The 25,290-nt window shown below is 42.0% G+C and carries 30 protein-coding genes and 1 riboswitch; of the genes, 11 read left to right on the top strand and 19 right to left on the bottom strand.

Annotated elements, in window-relative coordinates:
- Nucleotides 1-115 precede the first annotated feature (115 nt).
- Nucleotides 116-1,081, top strand: a complete 966-nt coding sequence (locus MHH61_RS03635; protein ID WP_368004463.1) for a TIGR01212 family radical SAM protein — start codon at nucleotides 116-118, stop codon at nucleotides 1,079-1,081.
- The gene (locus MHH61_RS03640; protein ID WP_125587185.1) at nucleotides 1,078-1,650 is read left to right on the top strand and encodes a class I SAM-dependent methyltransferase; all 573 of its coding nucleotides are present in this window, start codon (nucleotides 1,078-1,080) and stop codon (nucleotides 1,648-1,650) included. The genes MHH61_RS03635 and MHH61_RS03640 overlap by 4 nt, the downstream gene beginning before the upstream one ends.
- Before the next feature lie 179 nt (nucleotides 1,651-1,829).
- On the opposite strand, the gene MHH61_RS03645 is transcribed toward MHH61_RS03640, so the two are convergent.
- Complete coding sequence (locus MHH61_RS03645) at nucleotides 1,830-2,909, bottom strand: tetraprenyl-beta-curcumene synthase family protein (protein WP_025092387.1); 1,080 nt, start codon at nucleotides 2,907-2,909, stop codon at nucleotides 1,830-1,832.
- A gap of 30 nt (nucleotides 2,910-2,939) precedes the next feature.
- Nucleotides 2,940-3,719, bottom strand: coding sequence for an alpha/beta hydrolase (locus MHH61_RS03650; protein ID WP_024424906.1), 780 nt, complete (start codon nucleotides 3,717-3,719; stop codon nucleotides 2,940-2,942).
- 45 nt (nucleotides 3,720-3,764) lie between these two features.
- Here MHH61_RS03650 and MHH61_RS03655 point away from each other — a divergent pair, with 45 nt between their 5' ends.
- Nucleotides 3,765-4,280, top strand: coding sequence for a gamma carbonic anhydrase family protein (locus MHH61_RS03655; RefSeq protein ID WP_024426216.1), 516 nt, complete (start codon nucleotides 3,765-3,767; stop codon nucleotides 4,278-4,280).
- Nucleotides 4,281-4,422: 142 nt separating this feature from the next.
- On the opposite strand, the gene asnB is transcribed toward MHH61_RS03655, so the two are convergent.
- Together asnB and metK are read right to left on the bottom strand one after the other, a co-directional pair.
- Entirely contained in the window at nucleotides 4,423-6,321 is a 1,899-nt protein-coding gene (gene asnB, locus MHH61_RS03660) for an asparagine synthase (glutamine-hydrolyzing) (protein ID WP_024426217.1), read from the bottom strand.
- A gap of 148 nt (nucleotides 6,322-6,469) precedes the next feature.
- On the bottom strand, nucleotides 6,470-7,672 hold the full coding sequence (gene metK, locus MHH61_RS03665; protein ID WP_024424909.1) for a methionine adenosyltransferase: 1,203 nt from the start codon (nucleotides 7,670-7,672) through the stop codon (nucleotides 6,470-6,472).
- 195 nt (nucleotides 7,673-7,867) lie between these two features.
- Nucleotides 7,868-8,002, bottom strand: a riboswitch (SAM riboswitch).
- Nucleotides 8,003-8,228: 226 nt separating this feature from the next.
- On the opposite strand from metK, the gene pckA reads away from it, so the two are divergent.
- Nucleotides 8,229-9,815, top strand: coding sequence for a phosphoenolpyruvate carboxykinase (ATP) (pckA, locus tag MHH61_RS03670; RefSeq protein ID WP_024424910.1), 1,587 nt, complete (start codon nucleotides 8,229-8,231; stop codon nucleotides 9,813-9,815).
- A 41-nt stretch (nucleotides 9,816-9,856) separates the two neighbouring features.
- Here the strand turns inward: pckA and MHH61_RS03675 are convergent, their stop codons facing one another.
- From MHH61_RS03675 to MHH61_RS03700, 6 genes are read right to left on the bottom strand one after another with little or no spacing between them, the layout of a single operon-like run.
- Entirely contained in the window at nucleotides 9,857-10,099 is a 243-nt protein-coding gene (locus tag MHH61_RS03675; RefSeq protein WP_025092385.1) for a DUF2584 domain-containing protein, read from the bottom strand.
- Nucleotides 10,100-10,138: 39 nt separating this feature from the next.
- Nucleotides 10,139-10,933 carry a S9 family peptidase gene (locus MHH61_RS03680; RefSeq protein WP_125587186.1) on the bottom strand — a complete coding sequence of 265 codons (795 nt, stop codon included), beginning with the start codon at nucleotides 10,931-10,933 and terminating at the stop codon, nucleotides 10,139-10,141.
- A gap of 26 nt (nucleotides 10,934-10,959) precedes the next feature.
- Entirely contained in the window at nucleotides 10,960-12,441 is a 1,482-nt protein-coding gene (locus MHH61_RS03685; protein WP_125587187.1) for an NAD(P)/FAD-dependent oxidoreductase, read from the bottom strand.
- Nucleotides 12,438-13,565: a glycosyltransferase family 2 protein gene (locus tag MHH61_RS03690; RefSeq protein WP_125587188.1), complete on the bottom strand. Its 1,128-nt coding sequence runs from the start codon at nucleotides 13,563-13,565 to the stop codon at nucleotides 12,438-12,440. The genes MHH61_RS03685 and MHH61_RS03690 overlap by 4 nt, the downstream gene beginning before the upstream one ends.
- Complete coding sequence (locus MHH61_RS03695; protein WP_125587189.1) at nucleotides 13,550-14,296, bottom strand: lysophospholipid acyltransferase family protein; 747 nt, start codon at nucleotides 14,294-14,296, stop codon at nucleotides 13,550-13,552. Before MHH61_RS03695 ends, MHH61_RS03690 begins: the two co-directional genes overlap by 16 nt.
- Entirely contained in the window at nucleotides 14,265-14,993 is a 729-nt protein-coding gene (locus tag MHH61_RS03700; RefSeq protein WP_125587190.1) for a carotenoid biosynthesis protein, read from the bottom strand. The genes MHH61_RS03695 and MHH61_RS03700 overlap by 32 nt, the downstream gene beginning before the upstream one ends.
- A gap of 174 nt (nucleotides 14,994-15,167) precedes the next feature.
- Here MHH61_RS03700 and MHH61_RS03705 point away from each other — a divergent pair, with 174 nt between their 5' ends.
- From MHH61_RS03705 to MHH61_RS03715, 3 genes are read left to right on the top strand one after another with little or no spacing between them, the layout of a single operon-like run.
- On the top strand, nucleotides 15,168-16,169 hold the full coding sequence (locus tag MHH61_RS03705) for an ABC transporter substrate-binding protein (protein WP_125587191.1): 1,002 nt from the start codon (nucleotides 15,168-15,170) through the stop codon (nucleotides 16,167-16,169).
- A gap of 15 nt (nucleotides 16,170-16,184) precedes the next feature.
- Entirely contained in the window at nucleotides 16,185-16,955 is a 771-nt protein-coding gene (locus tag MHH61_RS03710) for an ABC transporter ATP-binding protein (protein ID WP_024426225.1), read from the top strand.
- On the top strand, nucleotides 16,942-17,736 hold the full coding sequence (locus tag MHH61_RS03715) for an ABC transporter permease (protein ID WP_024424919.1): 795 nt from the start codon (nucleotides 16,942-16,944) through the stop codon (nucleotides 17,734-17,736). The genes MHH61_RS03710 and MHH61_RS03715 overlap by 14 nt, the downstream gene beginning before the upstream one ends.
- 56 nt (nucleotides 17,737-17,792) lie before the next feature.
- On the opposite strand, the gene MHH61_RS03720 is transcribed toward MHH61_RS03715, so the two are convergent.
- A protein-coding gene (locus MHH61_RS03720; RefSeq protein WP_327831716.1) for an IS3 family transposase occupies nucleotides 17,793-18,943 on the bottom strand; the annotation gives its coding sequence in 2 pieces (ribosomal slippage) (nucleotides 17,793-18,670 and nucleotides 18,670-18,943; 1,152 coding nt in all).
- A gap of 115 nt (nucleotides 18,944-19,058) precedes the next feature.
- Nucleotides 19,059-19,535, bottom strand: a complete 477-nt coding sequence (ytkD, locus tag MHH61_RS03725; protein WP_125587604.1) for an RNA deprotection pyrophosphohydrolase — start codon at nucleotides 19,533-19,535, stop codon at nucleotides 19,059-19,061.
- Nucleotides 19,536-19,783: 248 nt separating this feature from the next.
- On the opposite strand from ytkD, the gene MHH61_RS03730 reads away from it, so the two are divergent.
- Both MHH61_RS03730 and MHH61_RS03735 read left to right on the top strand, forming a co-directional pair.
- A complete protein-coding gene (locus MHH61_RS03730) occupies nucleotides 19,784-20,395 on the top strand; it encodes a TerD family protein (protein WP_056766999.1) in 612 nt (203 codons plus the stop codon).
- Nucleotides 20,396-20,417: 22 nt separating this feature from the next.
- On the top strand, nucleotides 20,418-21,203 hold the full coding sequence (locus MHH61_RS03735) for an AIM24 family protein (protein WP_024424922.1): 786 nt from the start codon (nucleotides 20,418-20,420) through the stop codon (nucleotides 21,201-21,203).
- A gap of 28 nt (nucleotides 21,204-21,231) precedes the next feature.
- Here MHH61_RS03735 and MHH61_RS03740 read toward each other — a convergent pair whose 3' ends face one another.
- From MHH61_RS03740 to MHH61_RS03755, 4 genes are all read right to left on the bottom strand, one after another.
- Nucleotides 21,232-21,540, bottom strand: coding sequence for a hypothetical protein (locus MHH61_RS03740; protein WP_024425787.1), 309 nt, complete (start codon nucleotides 21,538-21,540; stop codon nucleotides 21,232-21,234).
- Between the two features lie 43 nt (nucleotides 21,541-21,583).
- Nucleotides 21,584-21,988 (bottom strand): phage holin family protein, encoded by a 405-nt coding sequence (locus tag MHH61_RS03745; RefSeq protein WP_024424924.1) that lies wholly within the window; start codon nucleotides 21,986-21,988, stop codon nucleotides 21,584-21,586.
- A 154-nt stretch (nucleotides 21,989-22,142) separates the two neighbouring features.
- Nucleotides 22,143-22,334 carry a hypothetical protein gene (locus MHH61_RS03750; protein WP_024424925.1) on the bottom strand — a complete coding sequence of 64 codons (192 nt, stop codon included), beginning with the start codon at nucleotides 22,332-22,334 and terminating at the stop codon, nucleotides 22,143-22,145.
- A 127-nt stretch (nucleotides 22,335-22,461) separates the two neighbouring features.
- A complete protein-coding gene (locus tag MHH61_RS03755) occupies nucleotides 22,462-22,899 on the bottom strand; it encodes a Dps family protein (protein WP_024424926.1) in 438 nt (145 codons plus the stop codon).
- 131 nt (nucleotides 22,900-23,030) lie between these two features.
- Here MHH61_RS03755 and ytzI point away from each other — a divergent pair, with 131 nt between their 5' ends.
- A complete protein-coding gene (gene ytzI / locus MHH61_RS03760) occupies nucleotides 23,031-23,177 on the top strand; it encodes a YtzI protein (RefSeq protein ID WP_003217544.1) in 147 nt (48 codons plus the stop codon).
- Nucleotides 23,178-23,185: 8 nt separating this feature from the next.
- Here ytzI and MHH61_RS03765 read toward each other — a convergent pair whose 3' ends face one another.
- Both MHH61_RS03765 and MHH61_RS03770 read right to left on the bottom strand, forming a co-directional pair.
- Nucleotides 23,186-23,623 carry a FixH family protein gene (locus MHH61_RS03765; RefSeq protein WP_024425786.1) on the bottom strand — a complete coding sequence of 146 codons (438 nt, stop codon included), beginning with the start codon at nucleotides 23,621-23,623 and terminating at the stop codon, nucleotides 23,186-23,188.
- Nucleotides 23,624-23,741: 118 nt separating this feature from the next.
- Nucleotides 23,742-24,215, bottom strand: a complete 474-nt coding sequence (locus MHH61_RS03770) for an S-ribosylhomocysteine lyase (RefSeq protein WP_003217624.1) — start codon at nucleotides 24,213-24,215, stop codon at nucleotides 23,742-23,744.
- Nucleotides 24,216-24,341: 126 nt separating this feature from the next.
- Here MHH61_RS03770 and yidD point away from each other — a divergent pair, with 126 nt between their 5' ends.
- The gene (gene yidD, locus MHH61_RS03775; RefSeq protein ID WP_125587605.1) at nucleotides 24,342-24,566 is read left to right on the top strand and encodes a membrane protein insertion efficiency factor YidD; all 225 of its coding nucleotides are present in this window, start codon (nucleotides 24,342-24,344) and stop codon (nucleotides 24,564-24,566) included.
- 1 nt (nucleotide 24,567) lies between these two features.
- Here yidD and MHH61_RS03780 read toward each other — a convergent pair whose 3' ends face one another.
- Nucleotides 24,568-25,134 (bottom strand): carbonic anhydrase, encoded by a 567-nt coding sequence (locus tag MHH61_RS03780; protein ID WP_024424929.1) that lies wholly within the window; start codon nucleotides 25,132-25,134, stop codon nucleotides 24,568-24,570.
- Nucleotides 25,135-25,290: the final 156 nt, after the last annotated feature.

Genomic DNA, 25,290 nt, shown 5'->3' on the forward strand with positions numbered 1-25,290 from the left:
TTTGCCCATGTAAAGCTTTTTCACTAAAGAAAATGTTGGACAGATTCAATTGTCCTCCTTCGTGATTTTTGTTAAACTTTAAGGATGCCTATTATTATGCAAGGAGGTTACTGACTTGGATCAGCATAACCCTTTTTTATATTCAAACAGCGAAAAACGTTATCACACGTGGAACTACCATTTGCGTGAACACTTTGGTCATAAAGTATTTAAAGTAGCCTTAGACGGCGGCTTTGACTGCCCAAACCGTGATGGTACTGTAGCCCACGGCGGCTGTACATTTTGCAGTGCCGCTGGATCTGGTGATTTTGCAGGAAACCGGGCTGATGATCTCATCACTCAATTTAACGAAATCAAAGACCGGATGCATACAAAATGGAAAGACGGAAAATACATGGCGTATTTCCAGGCGTATACAAACACACATGCACCGCTTCCTGTCCTAAAAGAAAAATATGAAACCGTTATGAATCTGGATGGTGTCGTAGGTCTATCCATTGCAACAAGACCTGACTGTCTGCCGGATGACGTAGTGGAGTATTTAGCCGAATTAAACGAACGCACTTACCTATGGGTAGAGCTTGGTCTTCAAACAGTACACGAACGGACAGCTATGCTCATCAACCGTGCTCATGATTATGAATGCTACGTTGAAGGTGTAGAAAAACTGAGAAAACACGGAATTCGTGTCTGCTCACATATCATCAATGGATTGCCTCTTGAAAACCGGGACATGATGATGGAAACAGCAAAAGCTGTTGCGGATTTAGATGTGCAGGGAATTAAAATTCATTTGCTTCACCTTTTAAAAGGGACTCCAATGGTCAAGCAATATGAAAAAGGAAAGCTTGAGTTTTTAAGCCAGGAGGAATATGTTCAGCTTGTTTGTGATCAGCTGGAGGTTCTGCCGCCAGAAATGATTATTCACCGTATTACAGGTGACGGCCCAATTGAATTAATGGTTGGTCCAATGTGGAGTGTAAACAAGTGGGAAGTACTCAATGCCATTAATGCTGAACTCGAAAGACGTAACAGCTACCAAGGGAAACGTTTCGTCAGATTGGAAGAAGCAGCCAAATGATTTTGAAACGCATGCTTCCTTTTAGTAAAGAGCTGTTAGAACGCGCTTGTCAAAAAGGCGACATCGTTATAGATGCAACAATGGGCAACGGCCACGATACACTCTATTTAGCTGACCTTGTAGGAACTGATGGACAAGTGTTTGCATTCGACGTGCAAGAGGAAGCCTTGCAGCAGACAAGCAAAAGGCTTGGCGGTCACTATCCTTACGTTCACCTCATCCATGATGGGCATGAAAAACTGGCGGATCATCTTCCGAAGGATGCTTATGGACAAATAGCCGGTGCAGTGTTTAACCTTGGGTATCTGCCCGGAGGCGATAAAGCCGTCACCACTCAGGCTCATACAACCATTGAAGCCATCAAGCAGCTCCTCGAATGGCTCAAACCCGGAGGTCTGATCGTCCTTGTGATCTACCACGGACATCCCGAAGGAAAAAGAGAAAAAGAAGTGCTTCTCGACTATTGCAGATCACTGCCTCATGAAGAGGTACAAGTTTTATCATATCAATACATGAATATTCAAAACGACCCGCCGTTTGTGGTCGCCATTGAAAAAAAGCTAAAATGATGTGCATTTTAGCTTTTTTTCTTCTTTTCAGCGTGATAGAAAACCTTTGCAGTCTAGGAACGGGCAAGCACCGGAACGGAGCGAATTTGACATTCGTGAGTACCGGCGCGCAGACCTGACACCGAATGCGAGGGTTTGTCTACACGCTGAAGCTCAAATCCTAATGGATTTGAGCTTTTTTATGATGATTTCATCCAAGGCATTTTCTGATAGGTCCGATAGGCTCTTCCGTTAATATAGAAAAAGAACGATGTTTTCCCGCTTGATTTGATCAGCCGCTTTGCCAGCTTGTTCATCTCTTTTTGGGCTGTCACTTTTTCATCGGACAAATAGACCGCCAGTAATCCTCTGTTAATCAATTTGTGAAAGTTTTCATGCGGAATGCCTTTCAGCTGCTCATCCGCTTTTTCGATAAAATGCTGAAGTCTATCCATCATCTCATGATGAGAATCATAGTATGAGCAAAAGTTCAGATCTCCCCCAAGCCGGTCCTCTTCTTGGTCTATTAAATAATCGAGTAAAATGTGCAGACCTTGAATATAAGGGAAATAGCTTTCGTAAATTTGTTTCGCCTGCTTTTCTGTAAAATCAGGCTGCAGCGCATACGCCACAAGACAGAATATTCCTAACGTTGATCCCGCACAAGCTGAAAACTCATACCATTCCATCTTCGGCAAATCTTTTTCATATTGGCGAAACCATGACTCTAGCCGTGGTACACGCTCATGAGGAACGACGTGCTTATGTACTTGCAGGTCACTATAGTAATCACACAGCGTGTGTAAATATGGCTGAATGATCGGATAATGCCGAACGCGCGTAAGCACGTCTTGACATGTGCGGACAAGCGCATGTAAATATCCATGATCCTCTTGATCATCACGGAATTGATAGTATGGCTTGAGCTCAGCATGAATATCAAGCGCATCTCTCATCGCTTGATGCAGCATATGAAAATCCTTAGGATCAAGCGACGTGCTGCGGTCACATAGGTTATCTAAGTAGTCACTGATGGTTTGATACGCCACAATGAATTCAATGCACGTTTCTTTCTCATCGCCTGCTAGAAGAGATAAAATGCCTCCGCCTTCACAGTGAAACGTTTTACTCGATATGCTCGCTAGTGCCTGCGTTCTCAGTTCTTCATTTTCAATCATTTCTGCATGAGCCCGCCACTTTTTCAGCTCCTGATGAACAAGCGGAAAAATATCTTTATACACCTTTGTCATCAGTGCAAAAGGACGCTCTGGTACTGACAAATCTCTCCACCCCCAACTTAAAGCTCACAATCAAATATATTGATCTGTAAAGGCTCTTGCCGCCTTAAACACATCTTCTCTTTCTGGTTCATTAAAAATTTCGTGATACAGCTCTTCCCATTCACGGTATGATTTATTGGTTGATTCTATGCCATTGAACCATTTAATCACCCTCGTTTTATCGACGATCTTATCATCTCCCGCCTGCATTAAAAGGAGCGGGATCGATTTAAAGACATTCGTCGGCTGCATCGCCGCATCGATATTTTTGATCAGCTCTCGATACCAGCGAACCGACACCTTTGTCACGTAAAGAGAATCATTTGAGTCTGCCTCAATGACCGCCTGATTTCGTGTCGCTAGTTCAATCGACAGACCTGACTCCACTTTAAAAGACGGTGCCAGCACATTTAGACCTTTTGACGCAAAATCCATCAGCTTCTTCGGTTTAAATTGCAGACCTAAACAAGGTGATGATAAAATAAGGCCATTCAACTTCGTATGGGTATACTGCTTCATCCACTCAATTGAAATGAGTCCACCCATACTGTGTCCAAGTAAAAAAGTAGGAAGTCTGAATGATTTCGCATGTTCGATCCATTCATCGACTGTATCAATGTATTCTTGAAACGAACGAATGTGGCCTCGCGCACGTGTTGATGTGCCTTGTCCAGGCAAGTCACCCATGACGACGTGATAGCCTGCATTCCGCCACATTTCAATCAGCCATTTATATCGGCCGTGATATTCACTCGCACCATGTACAATGACAATTGTACCAACTGGTCTTTCAGCATGCCAAGTCCACAAAGTAAACACCTCACAAATGTTGTATTAAGAAAGGAAGTCGAAAAAGTGATTTATCCATATCATCAGTTTACACCTGAGATTCATGAATCGGTCTTTGTCGCAGATAACGCCACCATTACCGGTGATGTCACAATCGGAGAATATTCGAGCGTGTGGTTTCAAACCGTCATCAGAGGCGATGTTGCCCCTGTGAGAATTGGAAAGAACGTCAACATTCAAGATTTATCGTGCCTGCATCAAAGTCCTGGAAAAACACTTCTTATTGAAGATGGTGCTACTATTGGACACCAAGTCACATTACATAGCTCAATCATTCGAAAAAATGCCCTCATTGGCATGGGGTCTATTATTCTCGATGGTGCGGAGATTGGCGAAGGCGCCTTTATCGGTGCAGGAAGTCTTGTCCCTCAAGGAAAGGTCATCCCAAAAGGATCACTCGCTTTTGGCCGTCCAGCCAAAGTCGTTCGGCTGTTAACAGATGAAGATATCCAAGACATGGACCGAATCCGCAGAGAATATGTAGAAAAAGGACAATACTATCGTTCCCTTTTATCTCGTTAACATCATACGTGTATCTTCACTTTATCATGTTTTTTTCAGGATATTAAGCAATAACTATGAACCGCTTGTTATTTTACCCTTTTCCATCCCTTTCTATCATGACAAAAAAGGTTTTCAGCACAAAGCTGAAAACCTTTTTTCATTAACTGAAGATGACTTCTTTCGGTTGATGATTCAATTGCTCTGGATCAATACTGCGCTCGACATAAATGCTGTGCCAAATCATAAAGATCAGGACAGTCCAAATCTTACGGCTATGATCTGCTTTACCAGCACAATGTTCATTTAATAAATCAAGCACATACGCTTTGTTAATATATTCGTCAGTTTGACTGTTTTTAATGATGTCTTTCGCCCAAGCGTTCATCTCATTTTTCAGCCAATGACGAATTGGAACAGGGAAGCCCAGCTTCTTGCGGTTTAACACATGGTCAGGCACAATGCCTTCTGCTGCTTTACGCAATAAATATTTCGTTGTGCCATCTTTTGTTTTCAGCTCTTCTGGAATTTTAGAAGCCGCTTCAAATACGACCTTATCAAGGAAAGGAACACGAAGCTCAAGAGAATTCGCCATTGTCATCTTATCTGCTTTCAGTAAGATGTCCCCGCGCATCCACGTATGAATATCAACATATTGCATTTTGTTAATATCACTGTAGCCTGCACTTTCCTCGAAGTATGTCTTCGTCACATCACGATATGTAATGTTCGGATCATACTGCTTTAAGAGGTTTTTCTTTACTGGCTCTTCAAAGATTTTCGCATTACCGATATAACGTTCCTCTAATGGTGTACAGCCGCGGACGATAAAGCTTTTTCCTTTCATTCCTTCTGGCATTAAGCGCGCCAGACGAAGAAGAAGCTTTTTCAGCATAGATGGTACAGATTCAAATGGTTTAAGAGAAAGCGGCTCACGGTAAATATTATATCCACCGAACAGCTCGTCTGCTCCCTCACCAGAAAGAACAACCGTCACTTGTTTCTTCGCTTCCTTTGCCACGAAGTACAATGGAATCGCCGCCGGATCAGCTAAAGGATCATCTAAATGCCAAACAATTTTCGGAAGCTCATTCATATATTCCTCAGGAGAAATCACCGCGCTGAAGTTTTGTAAGCCAAGCTTATCAGCCGTTTCCTTCGCTACATCAACTTCACTAAAGCCATCCTGCTGGAAACCAACAGAAAACGTCTTCAGCTCAGGATGAAATTCCTTTGCGACAGATACGATGAAAGAAGAATCGATACCACCTGATAGGAATGAACCAACAGGTACATCACTTCTCATATGAATTTTCACAGAATCATAGATTGCATCGCGGACTTCTTCAATCAGCTTTTGTTCTTGTGTTTGCTCAGGCTTGAATTGAACCTTCCAGTAAGTCTTAAATTCAATCTCCTGTCCTGGGCGTAAAGTAAACTGATGACCTGGCTCTACTTTGTGAACCTTTTGATCAAGTGTATTTGGCTCAGGTACGAACTGGAATGACATATATTGCTGTAAGGATGTCTCATCAAATAAAATGTTCTCGTTCACTGCCATCAAGCTTTTGCGTTCAGACGCAAAGTACACTTGCTCATCCATTTGTGTAAAATAAAGCGGTTTGATGCCAAAAGGATCTCTTGCGCCATATAATAATTGCGCTTCTTTATCCCAAATTAAAAATGCAAACATGCCGCGAAGCTTTGAAGCCGCTTCTTCTTTATAATGACGGTATGTGGCAAGAAGTACTTCCGTATCAGAATCTGTGCTGAACGTATAGCCTTTTTTCACAAGCTCTTCCTTCAGCTCCACATAGTTATAAATTTCTCCGTTGAAAATAATCCAATACTTTTCATCTTCATAAGAAAGCGGCTGCTTTCCGTGCTCAACATCTATAATACTTAAACGTCTAAATCCAAATCCTACATGCTCATCATGAAAGTAACCCTCATCATCCGGACCACGATGAACGATGAGACGATTCATTTGTTTAATTAGCTCTTCCTGTTCAGTAGTTTCGGACAATGGACGGTGATTAAATACACCAACAAACCCACACATATTATTGCCTCCACGTTATGTTATTTCTTAAAAGTAGACCTATAATTAGACAGTATTTTGTCCGATTTTGTTTCACATTTTTTCGCTTTTTGCATATTTTTTTTTAATCAAAAGGAAAACCGCTTAAAATAAGCGGTTTTTTATGTTGTTATTGTCCCAATGCTTCTTTGCGAAGTGTATCGGCTTTATCCGTTTTTTCCCACGGAAGATCTAAGTCGTGACGGCCGAAATGCCCGTATGCAGCTGTTTGTTTGTAGATCGGACGGCGCAGGTCAAGCATTTTAATAATGCCAGCTGGACGAAGATCAAAGTTTGCACGAACCACTTCAATTAATTTTTCTTCAGAAGCTTTTCCTGTTCCGAATGTATCAATTGAAATCGATACAGGCTGTGCAACACCAATTGCATAAGCAAGCTGTACTTCACAAGAATCTGCAAGGCCGGCAGCTACGATGTTTTTCGCTACGTAACGTGCAGCGTATGCCGCAGAACGGTCAACCTTCGTTGCATCCTTACCTGAGAAAGCACCGCCGCCATGACGAGCGTACCCGCCATACGTATCAACGATGATTTTACGTCCAGTTAAACCAGCATCCCCTTGAGGTCCACCGATCACGAAACGGCCAGTTGGGTTAATAAAGTATTTTGTCTGTTCATCAATCAGTTCACTTGGAACGACAGGACTGATGACATGCTCTTTTAAGTCACTTTGAATTTGTTCAAGCGTCACTTCTGGTGCATGCTGCGTAGAAATAACCACTGTGTCAATACGAACTGGTTTGTTTTGCTCATCATATTCAACTGTGACTTGTGTTTTTCCGTCTGGACGAAGGTATGCAAGTGTTTCATTCTTGCGTACTTCTGTTAAACGGCGAGATAATTTATGCGCTAGTGAAATTGGCAGCGGCATGAGCTCTTCGGTTTCGTTGTTAGCAAAACCAAACATCAATCCTTGGTCACCTGCACCAATCGCATCAATTTCTTCTTCAGTCATTGTTCCTTCACGTGCTTCAAGCGCTTTGTCTACACCTTGCGCAATATCAGCAGACTGTTCATCAATTGATGTAAGTACCGCACATGTTTCCGCATCAAAACCATATTTCGCACGTGTGTAGCCAATTTCCTTAATTGTGTCACGCACCGTCTTTGGAATATCGACATAAGTAGACGTTGTAATTTCACCGCTTACTAATACGAGACCGGTTGTAACAGAAGTTTCACAGGCAACACGTGCATTTGGATCTTTCTTTAAAATTTCATCCAAAATGCTGTCTGAAATTTGATCACAGATTTTATCCGGATGTCCTTCTGTCACTGATTCTGAAGTAAATAAACGACGATTTTGACTCATAATGGCTATTTCCTCCTGTACAAGACCACATCATCCCAAGATGAGGCCTCCAATATGATACGGAACTCGTTCCCTCTTATATTTGAAAACGTTTATATTAGAGATGTTATTGGCAATTTGTTCATATGATATCCCAAAAATAAAAAAACCATTTCCTTCATTGCGAGGAAAGGGTCTGAGATCGCATGCCTTTCACTCTTATCGCTCAAGGTGTTCTTGTACCTTGCATCAGGTTAGCACCTTGGTTTCTCAGCATTTTCATGCCTTTTTCATAAGAAACCGGTTGCTGGGCTTCATCGGGCCTGTCCCTCCACCAACTCGGGATAAGAGTATCCGTTCAATAAGATATCTTATCTTAAACCCTTGCGTCATGTCAATGCTTCATAAGAATTATCTCCCTCTTTTTTCTCCTCACCATTAGCATCACCAAAAAGCATATTTTCATAGCAGAAATGAAAAAACACACACAAAAATTTTTAAATAGTATAGACTATTATTATTAATGTGTTATACTAATCGAAACAAACAAATTCAACGGTAAAGGAAGGGTTTTTTTATGAACTCAGTGGATTTAAAAGAAGATTTGCAGTCATTGCTCTCATTAGAAAATACGCACCAAAATTTATCTGTTCCGAAACTTGTTGAAAAGATTTTGGCACGTAATGAAGGCGTTTTAACATCAACTGGAGCTGTCCGCGCCACAACTGGAGCCTATACAGGACGTTCGCCTAAAGATAAATTTATCGTCAAAGAAGAAAGCTCTGAACATAAAATCGATTGGGGTCAAGTAAACCAGCCGATCTCCAAAGAAGCATTTGACCGTTTATATACAAAGGTTGTGTCATACTTAAAAGAACGTGATGAACTATTCGTCTTTGAAGGGTTTGCAGGCGCTGATGAAAGATATCGTATGCCGATTACAGTTGTAAACGAATTCGCATGGCACAATCTTTTTGCCAAGCAGCTATTTATCAGACCTGACGGGTCAACACCTTCTTCAAACGAAAAACCTTTCACCATCTTATCTGCACCGCACTTTAAAGCAGATCCTGCAACAGATGGCACAAACTCTGAAACGTTTATCATCGTTTCTTTTGAAAAACGCACGATTCTTATCGGTGGAACAGAATATGCAGGAGAAATGAAAAAGTCCATTTTCTCTGTGATGAACTACCTGCTTCCTGAGCAAGACATTTTATCCATGCACTGCTCAGCAAACGTAGGTCAAGAAGGCGATGTGGCCCTATTCTTCGGACTTTCAGGTACGGGGAAAACGACGCTTTCTGCAAGCGCAAGCCGCAAGCTGATCGGAGACGATGAACACGGCTGGTCTGGCACAGGGGTCTTCAATATCGAGGGCGGATGCTATGCGAAATGTGTGAACTTAAGTGAAGAAAAAGAACCGCAGATCTACAAAGCGATCAGCTTCGGATCAGTTCTTGAGAACGTTGTGCTTGATGAAGAAACACGTGAAGCGGATTACGATGATACCTTCTTTACTGAAAATACACGCGCTGCTTACCCAATCGAAATGATTGATAACATCGTGAAACCAAGTATCGCAGGACATCCATCTGCTATTGTCTTTTTAACAGCTGATGCGTTTGGCGTCTTACCTCCAATCAGCCGTTTAACAAAAGAGCAGGCAATGTACCATTTCTTGAGCGGGTACACAAGTAAATTAGCTGGAACTGAGCGCGGTGTCACATCACCAGAAACGACATTCTCTACTTGCTTCGGTTCACCATTCCTTCCGCTTCCAGCTCACGTCTATGCTGAAATGCTTGGCAAAAAGATTGATGAGCACGGTGCTAAAGTATTCCTTGTGAATACAGGCTGGACTGGCGGTGGCTATGGTACAGGCAAACGAATGAATCTCGCTCATACAAGAGCAATGGTGCAGGCAGCAATCGAAGGTGACCTTGACAATGCCGAGATGATTACTGATGACATCTTTGGCTTACACATCCCGCTTCATATTCCTGGTGTACCAGATGAAGTGCTTCAACCTGCTAAAACATGGGATGACCAAGAGGCTTATCAAGAAAAAGCACACTTCCTTGCCAATGAATTTAAAAAGAACTTCCAAAAATTCAGCCACGCGGCAAGTGACATTGAAGCCAAAGGCGGACCACTCGTATAACCAAATGAAAAAAGCTGAGGAAATTCAATCCCTCAGCTTTTTTAGTTGGTTGAATGCAATGACACAAGACGGTACGTCACCTTCGTGACATTGTCTGTCAGCTCCAGCTTTTCAACATGTGCTGTCCCAGTTTTTTCTCCGTCTTTCGTTTTGCGCACCTCAAGTGGAATATTTAATGGATAAATGCGGTATCCATCCTTCATGAGTTCAAATACATTTTCTTCAATTCTTGTCTCTTTTCCCTTTGTGACAATCATTGTATTAAATTCAACAGGCATTCCCATAATGAAAATCCCCCTACTTTCTATATTTCGTTATACTGATTATTTTACCACATTTCCGCTTTTTCGGCTGTGCATCCATGTGGTCAGCCTTCTCACAATTTCTCGATTATGCTGCGGCGGGAAATAGTGGTTGTATCCGTGGAAATACCATGTCTCCACAGACTTTCCGTGCTGGCGCAGCGCATCTTCTAACAAATACGCATGCTCAATCGATACATTTTGATCTTCTTCTCCGTGGATGATAAGGACAGGTGCTTCAATTTTGTCTACCTCATTTAAAGGGGTTCTGTTCTCATATGCCTCTGGCACCTTATGCGGCGGTCCGCCAATCACACGCTTCATCATCCGTCTCATATCCACACGCTCTTCATAAGTCAGTTTCATGTCACTGACGCCTCCCCATGTGACAAAGGAAGCCGCCTCCTGTTTCATTTCAACAGCGGTCCAAATGCCCATAATACCGCCTCGCGAAAAACCAAAGATATGAATGCGGTCCTTCTTCACTTTTTTGTGCTGTTTTAACAGCTGAAAGGCAGCGAACGCATCTTTTCGATCTTCTCCGGCAAAATCTTCGTTCCCTTCGCCTCCTTGGTTTCCTCGGTAAAAGGGAGCAAAGACGACAAAGCCCTGCGCGGCAAATTGCACAATCCGGCCAGGTCTGACCATCCCCACATTTTTAATGCCGCCACGTAAATACAAAAAGCCGTCGTAGAAACCTTCTCCGGCCGGTTCAGCGAGCAGCCCTTTCATCCGAAGTCCATCTGCCTCATAGGTCACTGTATATAAGTGAATATGCGGATGGGGCGACGGAAACCTTCTTTTTTCCACAATCACTCGATTTCTCTCCTTTTCATCTTTGATTACGTCCATTGCTTCAGCATCGCTTCTGCGACAAGCTGGCCTGATTTTGTCACCATCGGCGTGCCGCCGCCTGGATGACTTGTTCCTCCAACAAACCAAAGTCCTTCAATATCTTTTGACTGATTATTGATGCGAAAAAACGCCTGTTTGAACGAGTTTGAAGACATGCCATAAATGGCTCCACGATATGCCCCCGTTTTCTGCTGCAGATCAAGCGGGGTTTGAACCGCTTCATATTCAATAAGCTCATCCAAATCAAAAAGACCTTTTTCCATTAATTTGTTTTTTACATGCTGACGATATGTCTCCTTTAGCATGTCCCAATCTTGCTCTTTTGTCACATAAGGTGCATTGGCCAGTACAAACAGATTGCTTCTTCCCGGTCCTCCGCTTAAAGCTGGTTCTGAATGGCCTGAATAGCATATGTAAAGTGTCGGGTCTTGAGGCAGTTGTTTTTTCTGAAAAATATCCTTGAATTCCTGCTCATAATCCTCAGGGAAAAACACATTGTGATGGACCAGCTGTTCATAGACTTTAGGTACCCCTAATAAGAGAGCAAAGCCCGACAACGACGGTTCAATGCCAGACAGTTTTTGATTTATAAAACGAGGACGGTCTTTTTCATCTATGAGATGACGGTATACAGTCAGCGCATCTGCTCCTGCAATGACTTGATCTGCCTCATACATCTGCTGATCCGTCTCTACTCCTTTGATGCGCCGATCCTTCACATGAATCTTGTTCACTTGTTCATTGAGGTAAATCTGAACGCCTAATTCTTTTGCCAGCGTCTCAAATGCCTCAACTAAACGATATGTACCGCCCTGTATTCCATAAATCCCTTTCTCTCCTTCTAAATACGCCATCATATTAAAAATAGCCGGCGCCTCGTAGGGAGAAGAGCCAATATAAGTGGCATACCGTCCAAACATCGCCAATGTATGGGGATGACGGAAATATTGACGCAGCAGGCGCTGAACCGATGTGAATGGTTTGACAGCAAGAAGTGCTTTCATCAGCTTTACATCCGCCTTATCCTTCCAGCTCAATAACAAACGATTTAAAAACTGCTCCTCTGCCTTTTGAAAAAGCGTCTTTGATTCCTGTAAAAATGCGCGGTATTGCTTCGCATCTTCAGGACTGAATGCAGCAATTTGTGATTCCATTTGCTCAATATTCGGCGTAAACTCGACCGTATGTCCATCTGGAAAAATATTTTTGGTCAGCGGAGAAATCGGATAAAAGGTCACATAATCCTCCATCCGTCTATGACAGGATGTAAACACTTCTTCAAAATAGGCCTTCATTGTAATGGTGCTCGGTCCTAAATCAAAAGAGTAGCCTGCCTCGTGATGGCGCTGCAATTTCCCCCCTAAAGCCGCTTCTTTTTCTAAAATGGTGACCTGAACCCCGCGTGACTGTAGACGGATCGCGGCTGATAATCCGCCAAGTCCACCGCCGATGATGATCACTTTTTTCATTCGTACCTTCTCCCTTTCCATTCATACCCTTCTTTTTTCAGACCGATTTTCATAGAAGCAAAGCCAATGGCGATCAGGCTTAAAATACTGACCGGCAATAAAAAAGCCTTCGCAGATGTCCGCCCATTTTCAGTATCAATTGCCGCTTTAATCGATACACCCAGCCCATAGCAAAGAATGGCTAAGCATATGCTCAAAACATCCAGCTGAAACAATGCGATCATGAAACAAATGACAGGAACCAAATAAAGGAGGGTGTATAAACAAAAGACACTGCTCAACAAAGCAATGCTTCGATTCACACCTGGGAATAAATTTTTCCGGTAACCTTCCCAAACCTCTTGTCCACTTTCATACATTCTCATATACACAAATGGATGAATGCTTGCAAGTGTGAACGGAAAGCCTTTTTCCTTCACCCGTCTAGCCAAGGCCATATCATCAACGAGTGAATCCTTGATCGCTTCATGCCCGCCAATGTCGTGATAACAATTCTTTTCAATGGCAATAAAGCCGCCATGTGCTGCGGCAAAAGCCGGGTTCTTAGATTTTCTTACCCATTTCACTGGCAGATGACAGCCAATGGTAAACATCATCATAGGAACGACAAGATGCTCAAAAAATGTACCTGTTTTTTGTTCTGGAAAACCTGACAGCATGCCCGTTTTTTGCATACATAACTGCTTGTATACTGATTCAACTGCCCCTCTTTTTAACCGGACATCCGCATCTAAAAATAGCAGCCAGTCAGAAACTGCTGCCTCAGCGAGCTGAGAGCAGGCATATGATTTACCAAGCCAGCCCCGCTTTAATGGCTGACCTGACTGGACTCGGATCCACGGGTATTTTTCTGCGAACCGCTCCACCATCGCTCTTGTCTGATCTGTCGAATGGTCATCAAGGATGATGAGCTCTTTCGGGTAAAGACGTTGATCAACGATCGACTGAAGACAGGCTTCTATTCGTTTTTCCTCATTTCTCGCTGGAATCAGAATTGATAATGAAATAAGTTCATCAGGCGAAATGGATGCTGGCTTTAAAACAGGAAGCTGCTTCATATTCCATATGGTGAAAATAAACTGACAGAGCAAGAGTACACTGATTACGGTTAAGAAGACCGCCATGTTTTCACCCACTTTTTAAAGGAATCAAACGCATCACTTGTTGACTGACTTGTCCTCGTCATCTGTCTAAATTCTTGATTAGTTGTAAAATCAGGATCTGCGATGACCTGTGCTTGATGTGCGTTTAGCTGCGTTTCAAGCAGATCTCTAAGCAGATGCGTCACGTCCTTGCTTCGTAGTTCTCCGCCACATACTAAGGTATCTTCACCAAACAAAGCAGATACTGTCGGCTTTTGAAATTGATTAAATGTATAATGCAAGGTCACAGGCTTCACGACAACTTGCTCAAATTGTCTCACTAAAAATGAAGCCCCGCCCTCCAATTCAAGCGGCCGCATATCCTGATGCATGATTTTCCCCTGTGGAAAAAGCCATACAGCCCCGCCAGCCTGCATGTTCTCTTTTGCCGTCATTAATGCTTGCTTCACACTTTTCAGATTCTTTTTCTGAACCGGAAAGGCACCAAGCTTTCGGAAAAAGGCATATTGCTTCAGCTGTTTCTCTTCCATCATCATATAATGATCGAGTTCGGACGTTTTTTCTGTTAAAAGAAAGATGATCAGTCCATCCCACCATGAGCTATGATTGGCGATATAAAGAACAGGCAGCTTCTCGTTTGGGTCCACAGTGCCTTTCATCATCACAGAGCGGAAATGTTTATGAAGTAAATACCGCTCAAGATAAAGAGAAAATATACGTCTAAACGATCGGCTTTTGTCGCTTTCTTTCAAATTGAACCCTTCCTTCACACAAAATAACAATGATCAGTGCTAAATAAAAAATGACATCGAGCCCGCCCTTTAATGCCAGCACACCAAAAAAGAACACCATTGCCTGATAAATACGGCTCGTCCAGCTCAGAGCCTTTTGATCAATCTGAACAAGCGGGAAGAGAAAGGAAAGTCCTGCTCCAATCATACCCCAGCTCACAAAATTCTCAAAAGGAATACCATAAAAACCACCGCCGTCATACCACACCCAAAATTTCCGTTCAGCCGCTACTGGGTCTAATATGAGGTCAAGCAAGACAATCCATATCCCCGTTTCGACAGCTCGTTTCCATTTCGACTGCTGATTAGCTAAAAAAAGGCTGTTTAAAAACACACCAACCCATGCAAAAGCAATGGTTAAAGGCACCCCTGCCACTAGAAAACCTAACGTCGGATAATAGTCATAGCCCCCGAAAGGAAAACCGGTTATGATCCCTATCCATTCAACCGTAAATGTCAGCACCCCGACAATAGCTGCCCTTTTGATCACAAACCCCCATGAACCATAAATATTTCGCCCAATTTCTATCACACAGCAGGCATACAGCACAAGGAAAATGCCATTTGCAAACTGAAGCCATGCTGGCACTTCAAAAGAGACCATTAATATGAGTCCTACTAAATACCATCCAAGAAATACCCAACTCACTCTATACACGAAACCACCCCTTTATTTCTTCCAAATTCAAGAAAGTATTCATGCTCCTAGTATAGAAAAAAAGACACGTTCTATAAATAAACAATGCGCTTCTTATTTTCATCTAGGCACTCACCAAAAATCCCTTTTGACATACTTTAATTAGTGATCTAGAACAAAGGAGGCGAATTACTCTTGAATCGTTCCATCAAAGTCAGACTGGCATTCATCGTCGTTGTCCTGCTCTTTATTCCATTTGTCGCCTGTAAAAAAGAACAAGAGCAGACCGTACAAGTAGCCGAGGTGACCCATTCGGTTTTTTATGCTCCGCTATATGTTGCCTTATCTGAGGATTTCTTCAAAGAAGAAGGGCTAGAGGTTGAATTAAAAACGACTTGGGGCGGTGATAAAACGATGACAGCTCTCTTATCCGGCGGTGCAGATATCGCCCTGACCGGATCTGAATCCTCTATCTATGTAGAGGCTCAAGACACAAAAGACTCTGTCATCAACTTTGCACAGCTGACACAAACAGACGGTACATTTCTTGTTTCAAGGGAGAAAGTGAACGAATTCTCTTGGGATCAATTAAAAGGAAAAGACTTTCTTGGACAGCGGAAAGGCGGCATGCCGCAAATGGTCGGTGAATATGTCCTGAAAAAGGAAGGCATTGATGTAAAAAAGGATCTCCGCATGATTCAAAATATTGATTTTGCCAACATTTCAGGTGCTTTCTCCTCTGGAACTGGCGATTTTGTGCAGTTATTCGAACCGACAGCATCCTTAATTGAAAAAGAAGGCAAAGGGTACATTACCGCCTCCTTTGGAGAGGCTTCCGGAAAGGTGCCGTATACCACCTTCATGGCAAAGAAGAGTTACTTAGAGGAAAACAAAGAAACAGCTGAAGCTTTCACTCGCGCCATTTATAAAGCGCAGAAATGGGTAGAAGCCAAGCAGCCGGAGGAGATTGCCAAAACCATTCAATCTCATTTTCCTGACACAGAACTTGATGTTTTATCAACTGCCATTAAACGCTACAAACAGCAGGACTCCTACGCAACAGATCCCCTTCTGAACGAAGAGGAATGGAACAAATTGCAGGAAATCATGAAGGAGAGCGATGAATTGCCGAAATTTATCCCGTACAAACAACTTGTCAATTCATCCATTGCAAAGAAGGTCACAGAACACAAATAGAATAGGAGGTAGCACATGTCTTTCCTTCAAATTGACCATGTGACCCACACGTACTTCTCTTTAAAAGAAAAAACAACGGCCATACAGCACATCAATATGGAGATAGACCAAGGAGAATTTATCTCATTTATTGGTCCCAGCGGCTGCGGAAAAACCACCCTGCTGTCTATCATTGCAGGAATAACGCCGCCCTCTGAAGGCCGAATTTTAATCGAAGGAAAAGAACCGAATCAAAAAGAGCATCAAATCGGCTACATGCTCCAGCAAGATTATTTGTTTCCTTGGAAAACCATCAAGGAAAATATCATTCTCGGGTTAAAAATTACCAAGCAAGATTCACATGAAGCCACCTCCGCCGCTCTTGGCTTACTGCCTAAGCTTGGCCTTCATGATGTAGAGGAAAAATACCCGAAGGAGCTGTCAGGCGGTATGAGGCAGCGTGCGGCTCTCGCCCGAACGCTTGCAGTGAATCCCGGTCTGCTTTTACTAGATGAACCCTTTTCAGCTCTAGACTATCAAACCAAACTCACTTTAGAGGATCTCGTCTTTCATACACTCAAAAACTATCAAAAAACAGCGGTCCTTGTGACACATGACATTGGCGAAGCCATTGCGATGAGTGACCGCATTTTCTTATTCTCTAAGCATCCTGGCTCAATCAAGAGAATTTTTACCGTTCCAGATGAACTGAGGACTCTTTCTCCTTTCGATGCAAGACAGACCCAGAGTTTCCAAGAGCTCTTTCAAACGATTTGGAAGGAGCTGAAAACAGTTGAAACACAGTGACCTTTTGCATGAAGCCTATCGCAAAAAATACCGAATGGAAAAACGCATGACCCGAATCTATCAGTTCATTATTTTCGCCAGCTTCTTTTCGCTTTGGGAGCTTGCCAGTCATTTTCGTCTTATCGATCCACTGATATTTAGTTCACCATCAGCAGTCTGCCAATTGTTTGTACAAAAAATATCCGATGGATCTTTAATGAATCATATGAGTATTACATTATTTGAAACGGTGCTCGGATTTCTACTTGGTACCTTTTGCGGCATTTTGCTCGCTGCCGCCTTATGGTGGTCCACCCGCCTGGCAAACGTTCTTGATCCTTATTTAGTCATTTTAAATGCCATGCCAAAAGTTGCCCTCGCCCCGATTTTAATTGTTGCCCTTGGGCCTGGCATGATCAGCATCGTTGCCATGGGCGCAATCATTAGTGTAATCATTACGACGATCGTCATATATACAGCCTTTCAAGAGGTCGATGAGAATTATTTAAAGGTGATGAAAACCTTTGGTGCGAAAAAAAGCGTCGTCTTTCGCGAGGTCATTTTGCCAGCTAGTATTCCAACGATGATTTCTGCCATCAAGGTCAATGTCGGCCTTTCTTGGGTTGGGGTTATTGTAGGGGAATTTCTTGTTTCCTCAAAAGGGCTCGGCTACATGATCATTTACGGCTTTCAAGTCTTCAACTTTACACTCGTGTTCTTAAGTCTTTTCATTATTGCCGTGTTTGCGACCATCATGTACCAGCTTGTGGAATGGCTCGAACGCCGTTTTCTTCAAAAATAAAAAAGCACAGGGATTGGGGACTGACCCCCGTTTTTGAGACAGGGATCAAAACACCTTTATACAGCCAATTGCCGATAGTTGATCGGTGATTGGTTGTTTAGTTTTGTTTGAATACGAATGTTGTTATAATAATAAATGTATTCTTTGACAGTGCGTTCTACGATGGTGGTCGTAGTTCGATCAATGCTGTTAAGATAGAACGTTTCAGACTTTAGCGAGGAATGAAACGATTCGATGGAGGCATTATCAGCGGGCGTCCCTTTACGGGACATGCTCATGGTAATGCCTTTTATATGAACAGCTTTCTGATACTCGTAAGATGTATACACAGAACCTTGGTCGCTATGTAACACACAGTTTTCAGGCAGTGCTGGGAGCTGATCAAGTGTGTTTAAAATAAAGTCTGTGTCCTGCTTATCACCAATCGTAAACGCAATCACTTCTCCATTATATAAATCCAATATACTGGAAAGGTACAATTGTTTCTGTCCATAAGGCAAATACGTGATGTCCGTTACTAGTTTTTCAAGAGGGCGATCAGACTGAAAGCTCCGATCCAGTATATTACCAGCCACAGCATAGGGCTGCCCATTTTTCTTACGCTTTTTCATTTTAACCCGGCACTGCCACTGGTTTTTCTGCATGATACGTTGAACAGTTTTATGGTTAATAAGCATTCTCACTTTTAGTAAGGCTGTGATTTTTCGGTATCCATATCGATACTTGTGCTCTCGGCACAACGTGCCGATTTGTTTCTCTAGTTGTCTTTTAGAATGATTCTGATTCAGATTCTTTTTCCATCTATAGTACGAAGCGCGTGAGACGCCTAAATGGACACAGATGTCCTGTACTGTCATTGTTTTGCACAATTCTTCTACCAGTTTGATTGACGTTTCCTTATCAACTTCCTTTCCAATTCGTTGTACTTTTTTAAAACTTCATTCTGTTGACTCAGATAGCGATTTTCTGCCTGCAGTCTCTCTAATTCGGAAGAGTACTCGGGACCCTTTCTATGGGTATATTGTTTTCCAACAGGCTGTTCGAACCGGTGTGTATCCCCAGCCTTATGCCACCTCACCCATGTCTGAACCTGCGTTTTATTTTTGATATTCAATTCCCGCAAAATCTCTTTCATTGATACGCCTGCCAATCTCATTTCTACAGCCTTCTGTTTGACTTCAACCGGATAACTCACTCTTGTCCCCATAGAAAAAACACCTCCATGTTTTATTTCGGATCACAACGATCCGTTTTCAAACTTGAAGGTGTTTTTTATTTGTCTCATCTTATGGGGTCAGTCCCATTGTCACCCTGCGCTTTTTTTAACGAATCAAACCGTTCTTTTCTAAATAAGCAAGACTTTGTCTTAACACATCATCTTTCATAATAAAACTGAAATTCTTATTTTTGGCGATGGATCTTGGCAAGTCTGCGAAAAGAACGGGTCCTTTCGTTTCAAAATACGTGTCTTGCTTCACTAGCTTTTCAATATCAGCGAAATAAATATTCTTGACAATGACCTTTTCTCTGCCCAGCACCTGATATTGACCAATATACGTTAATTCACGAACAACAGCACCCGTCTCTTCTTGAATCTCCCGTATAGCGGCTTGGTCTGCTTCTTCATCCCGCTCAACTTTCCCTCCTGGAAACTCATAGCCTCGATCCTCATGTTCAGTGAGCAGCCATTTCCCTTGGTAGCGGCAGATGGCCCAAACATGCTTAGGATGACTTGAAAAAGGCTTCTCCTCAAAAGAGAGCTTGACCGTATTATGATAATAGTCTTTAAATACATGCATGTGAAATCCCTCATATCCTGTCCTTGCTTCTTGTAAAACATCATACCACAGATCACATTTATCTGAAGAATTTTTATCAAAAGTGAAACAAACGAGTGGTTCCAACTCGTCTGTATCTAAAATGAGGTATTGTTGCTAAAACCTTTTTATCATCTCCAACTTCACCCAATTTTAATCATGAAACCTTTTATCCCTATATGACGTAAATGAATCAGTGTTTGTCCTATGACAACGAGGAGGAAATCAGCATGAGTATAAAAAATGGGTCAAAACAAGACGCACCCCATGAGGTGATCAAGAAACACCTCGTGAAAGGGCAAAAGTTAGATTTAACAAAAGACAATCCAGCGGTCGACCAAATTCATATCGGGCTTGGCTGGGACCTGGCTGGTCAGCCAATTGATTTAGATACGCAAGTCTTTCTTTTAAATGAAGAGGACAAGCTGTTGTCTCCTAAGCATCTGATTTATTATCACCAGCAGCAAAGCTTAGATGGAGCTGTTCGTCATCTTGGTGATCATCAATTTGGCGGAGGGTATCGAGACAATGAAATGATTATTATGCAATTAAGTAGAGTCTCACCTGATATTCATAAAATTGTCGTCACAGCCACGATACATGATGCACACGAACGCCAGCATCATTTTGGACAAGTCACCAATGCCTACGTGCGACTTACGGATCAAATCTCGCAGCAAGAGATTTGTACCTTTCAGTTAACAGAGGATTATTCGTATTGTACATCCATTATATGCGCTGAACTCACAAGAGATCAGGAGGAATGGAAAATCACGGCGACCGGGCAAGGGACTACTCTAGATTTAAATGATTTATGCCGCATCTACGGATTTACATCTTGACGCAGGAAAGGAGCCGGCACCTATGGGATTTCATTTCAACACAATAGAAGAGCTTACCTTACAAGCAGAAGGCAGCGGAATCTTTTTTGCCAAAAAAGGCGCCATGATTGCTGATCAAGGAAGTTTCCAATACCGCAAGCGATTACTTGGAACGAATAAAGGAAATATGGTCAGCCAAGTATTTAACCATATCAGCAGGAAGTTCACAGGTGAAAACCTTGAGATGATGGAAGTGAGTGGACAAGGTACTTGCTACTTGGCGGATGCAAGCGAGCATGTAACAGTGATTAATCTTGAGCCAAGCGGTCCTTGGCAGCATGTAAGTGTAGAAAGTGAAGATTTACTTGCCTTTACTGAGGAATGCCATTACGGCGTCACACCAGTAGGCGTTGGTATTTTATCACAGAAAGGACTGTTTACATCAAAACTCTCTTATCAAGGGCACGGAGCGCAAGTCGCCATTAAAACGAATGGAAATCCGCTCATTTTAAAAGCCCCCTGCCGTGTAGACCCTGACGCAATTGTTGCTTGGACAGGCAAAGCACCGAAGGTCAAACTAGATGTGAACTGGAAAACTTTCATTGGACAAACATCTGGCGAATCCTACTTATTTGAGTTCCAGGAACAAGATCAAATCGTCATTATCCAGCCATCTGAGCGCACATCTGGCTTACGGGTGGGGTTAGATGATAATCGCTACAAACCTCAGAGCCAGAGCTCCTCTCATGAATTCACCAATTCACAGCAAGAAAATAGAGGCGGCGGGATCAGTGATTTGATCGGAGGCATTTTACAACCGCGAAAATAAAGCATGTAGAGATTCTCTACATGCTTTTTCAATTCATCAAACCATTTGTCTCAATAAAGCTCCTTGTTTCTTCATTGCCGAGCTCATAAATCATTGTGTAAATCTCTTTTCTTTTTCTATCCATTTCATCATTTGGACTATCATAATGATATTCAAGAAACGGAACATGCGCCCGAAAGAAGCCTTTCCAATCTGTCATATACTGTTCATCGAAGTAGTCTCTCAGCTGCAAAATTTGATCATCATCTGCTTCTATTTGAAATTGCCAAGCCGCTGCATCTCTATGCTGCGATATCGATCCATCTTGTACGGATACATAGTATGTGTGTCTCGCCATCCGAATCATCCTTTTTCCTTTAGTATGACCAGATATGAGGAAATTACGGCTTTTTGCGCAATTTATTTTTCAACATGTCCAATACATCAATAAACAACTGTGGAATGGGAACTCCAAGGGCTCTGGCTGTCGAGACGATTTGGTAAGATTCATAAATAATATAAAAGATGATCGCTAAATCCTTAATCGTCCCATTTGTCTTCAGCATGACATCGAAGAAATGTGCCATAGATATTAAGGAGACTGTCACGACCTTTCGAACAAGCCGCGTTAAAAACCGCTTCATTGTGAGCTGCCCAGTCAAAGATTCTCTTAGGCTTGAACAAATTAATTCAATAGCCATCAACGTCACTAAAATCATCAGTAAATATCCTGCTCCACCAAACAGAAAGCCCATCGCCGACAAACTCACTGTAACCAACGAAAAGATGCCTAAATCCTTGCTCACTTGGCATCAACATCCTTTCAAAGTGGAACTCCTTACCTCAATAGTATATGCCGAATTCTCGCAATAGCTTGGACGACAAAAAATAAAGGCGCTGTTATGTATTCAGGGAAACGAACGAGACCAAAAAAGCCGCCCCATGAGGCGGCTTCTCTTTTTAGACTCTGACATCAATAAATGAAGCATCTGAATCCTTTGGCTGAACAGCTTGAGGCTGCTGCTGCACTTGATCCAGCATCACCATAGCTTGTGCTGTATTCGTAGCAAGCTGCGAATTCAACAAACTAATATTGAGTGTCTTTTGAATGCTCGCTACTTGCTGACTCATCATTCCTGCAATAGAAGACATCTTCTTCCCTCCCTTCTCTTTTCTCTTCGGCTGAAAGCCCTATGATTTCAATGGGCTGTCTGTCCCGATTCCAATAAAAAAAGAATGTCGGTCTATTGATGACCGACATTCTTTTCACATACGTGTATTATCCTAAATATGCTTTAAGCATCCAGTTGTGTTTTTCAATGGATTGATGAATCGCGAGCAGCATATCACCTGTAGTTTCATCGCCAACCTCTGCAGCCAGCTCCATTCCTTGCTTTAATTCCTCAGCGATATTGGAGAAATCATCATATAGATTTTTCACCATTTGCTCCGCTGATTCTTTGCCTTCTGCTTCTTGAATGCTGGAAATTTCTAAGCACTCTTTCATTGTCGCAACAGGCTGTCCATTTAAAGCAAGCATACGCTCAGCCAAATCATCAATATATGTAGCTGTTTCTGTATATAGTTCCTCAAATTTCTCATGGAGTGTAAAGAAATCTTTTCCCTTTACATACCAATGATAGTTATGTAATTTCACGTAAAGCACAGTCCAATCAGCTACTTGTTTATTAACGACGTTTAATAATTGTTCAGACATATTTATTCCTCCTTATGTAATTGCGTTTAGTATGAGAATACCCTTTTCTTATTATACTGAAACCTGCCGTCAATTTCTTCTATTTTGACTGCATGAAATATATGTTAATATGGAAATAAGGAGGGAGTTAGATGCTGTTACTTGGGATTATCAGCTTTATCATTATCTCAATCGTTGTCTTTTTATCATTGTGGACGACATCGAAGGCTTATGAATATAAGCATAAAGTCGATTCACCACAGGATGCAGAACCAAATCAACGTCCTAATCCAAAATAAATCCGCTTTTAATGATGTGAGGTTTCTTCTTCTGCAGTAGTTGAACTCTCTTTTTTCACCTCACCTACGTGGATGTTCGTTTTCGGCATATTATGCTGCTGTTTAGCTGTCACATGGACTTGTATGATATAAAGGCCATCTTTTTTGAAGGCTGTGTGCAATTCGTATACACCTTTGTTTTCTTTCTTTGGCTGAATCATCTTGCTGTTATCCTTGTCGCCATCTTTCCACACTTCAAATTGAACATCATCTGCATCATCAACAGGCGTATCACCGTATGTGACAGCTGCTTTTACTATAACGCTTTCATTTTTCTCCACTTGCTCAGGTCCTGTGAGCTTTACTTCTAATAGCTCAGGCACTTCCCCTTTGCCGCTATTTGCTGCAGAGTTTCCACATGCACTCAATAACGTGAGTATCAGAATCATTCCCAACATTTTTCGCATCCTGCGTTTCCCCCTTCTTTTACTGACATGTCCATTTTAACAAATATCCCCTATTTTGACATCTCTGATCGAATTCAAATAAAAAACCGGACATCTCAATGTCCGGTTCATCATTCTATTAACCAAATACTTTTAAAAGCTCTTCTTGATCCTGAGAAAGCCAGAAACGCATTAAACGTTTTGCCCCTTCAAGATCATGAAGCTTCGCTTGGCCGCATTGCTCTTCGTTTGCAGCAGGAATTTCTGTTACTTCAACCGCATCCTTGAATGTTGCATCAAGAAGTTCAACGATCTCTTTTGGAGTTGGTGCACCACTGACAACTAAATAGTAGCCTGTCTGGCAGCCCATTGGAGAAATATCGATGATATCAAAATGATCATATTTCTCTGAGTGTGTTCTAATATTAAACGCAAGCAAATGCTCTAATGTATGAATCGTATCAGGTTTCATCGCCTGCTTGTTGGGCTGACAAAAACGAATATCGAATTTATTTACTTCCCCATCTGATCCCACTTTATGAACGCCGCAATGACGAACATATGGCGCTTTTACAGCATTATGATCAAGTTCAAAGCTTTCGACTGAAGGCATAATCACCACTCCTATAATTGCAATTTCCTATATTATAACATATTTCTCCGACCAGTTTAGTTTATAAAACTTTCCTTCCTTGTTCTTTTTTCTTATACTGTGGAAGACAGACAAGGAGGAACCTCTATGAAACAAATTTTTATCGGCATAATACGCTTTTATCAAAAATGTATTTCCCCTCTGACACCGCCAAGCTGCCGGTTTTATCCAACATGCTCAAACTATGGACTAGAGGCAATCAAAACGCATGGAGCGATCAAGGGCGGCTGGCTCACCATAAAACGGATTTTGAAATGTCATCCGCTTCACTCTGGCGGCATCGATCCTGTCCCGCCTAAAAAGGAAAAGTAACTTACTTTTCTTCATATCCGTTGACAACTAAGTCAAGCTTCCCTGTTCCAGGGTCAATGACAAGCCCGTGTACAGGTACATCTGATGGAAGAAGCGGGTGATTTTTTACTACAGACACACTGTCCTTCACGCTCTCTTCAACTGAACTAAAGCTTTTGAGCCACTGTTTAAAATCAATTCCTGAGTATTCCAGTACTTCAATACGTTTTTCTGGAATACCGCGCTCAACGGCTTTATTTAAAAGTGTCTGGCTGTCTATTTTACTCATCCCGCAATCATGGTGCCCAATGACATATACCTCGTCAGCATTTAATTCGTAAACAGCAACTAAAATACTTCGCATAATACTTCCAAATGGATGAGAAACAAGCGCCCCAGCACTTTTGACAATCTTTATATCACCATTTTTCATGTTCATGGCACGCGGAAGCAGTTCAACAAGTCTTGTATCCATACACGATAGAATGACAGCTTTTTTCTGTGGAAACTTTGTTGTTGTAAATTCTTCGTATTTCTTTTCTTCAATAAATTGTTGATTATATTCGATGATTTCATCTAAAAGTTTCATACGTTTGTCCATTCCTTTATCTTTTTTTAAAAATAAATATAGCACAATGTAAGAAATTTCGTCACGTTTTGCAGCTTATTTTTTTAGAGGAAACATCTGCTGATGAAAATTTTTTATTTTCCTCTTTTCAAATCGTAATTATTACGATACAATAAC

It is taken from the genome of Bacillus sp. FSL K6-3154 (assembly GCF_040869395.1).
Lineage (GTDB): Bacteria > Bacillota > Bacilli > Bacillales > Bacillaceae > Bacillus > Bacillus safensis.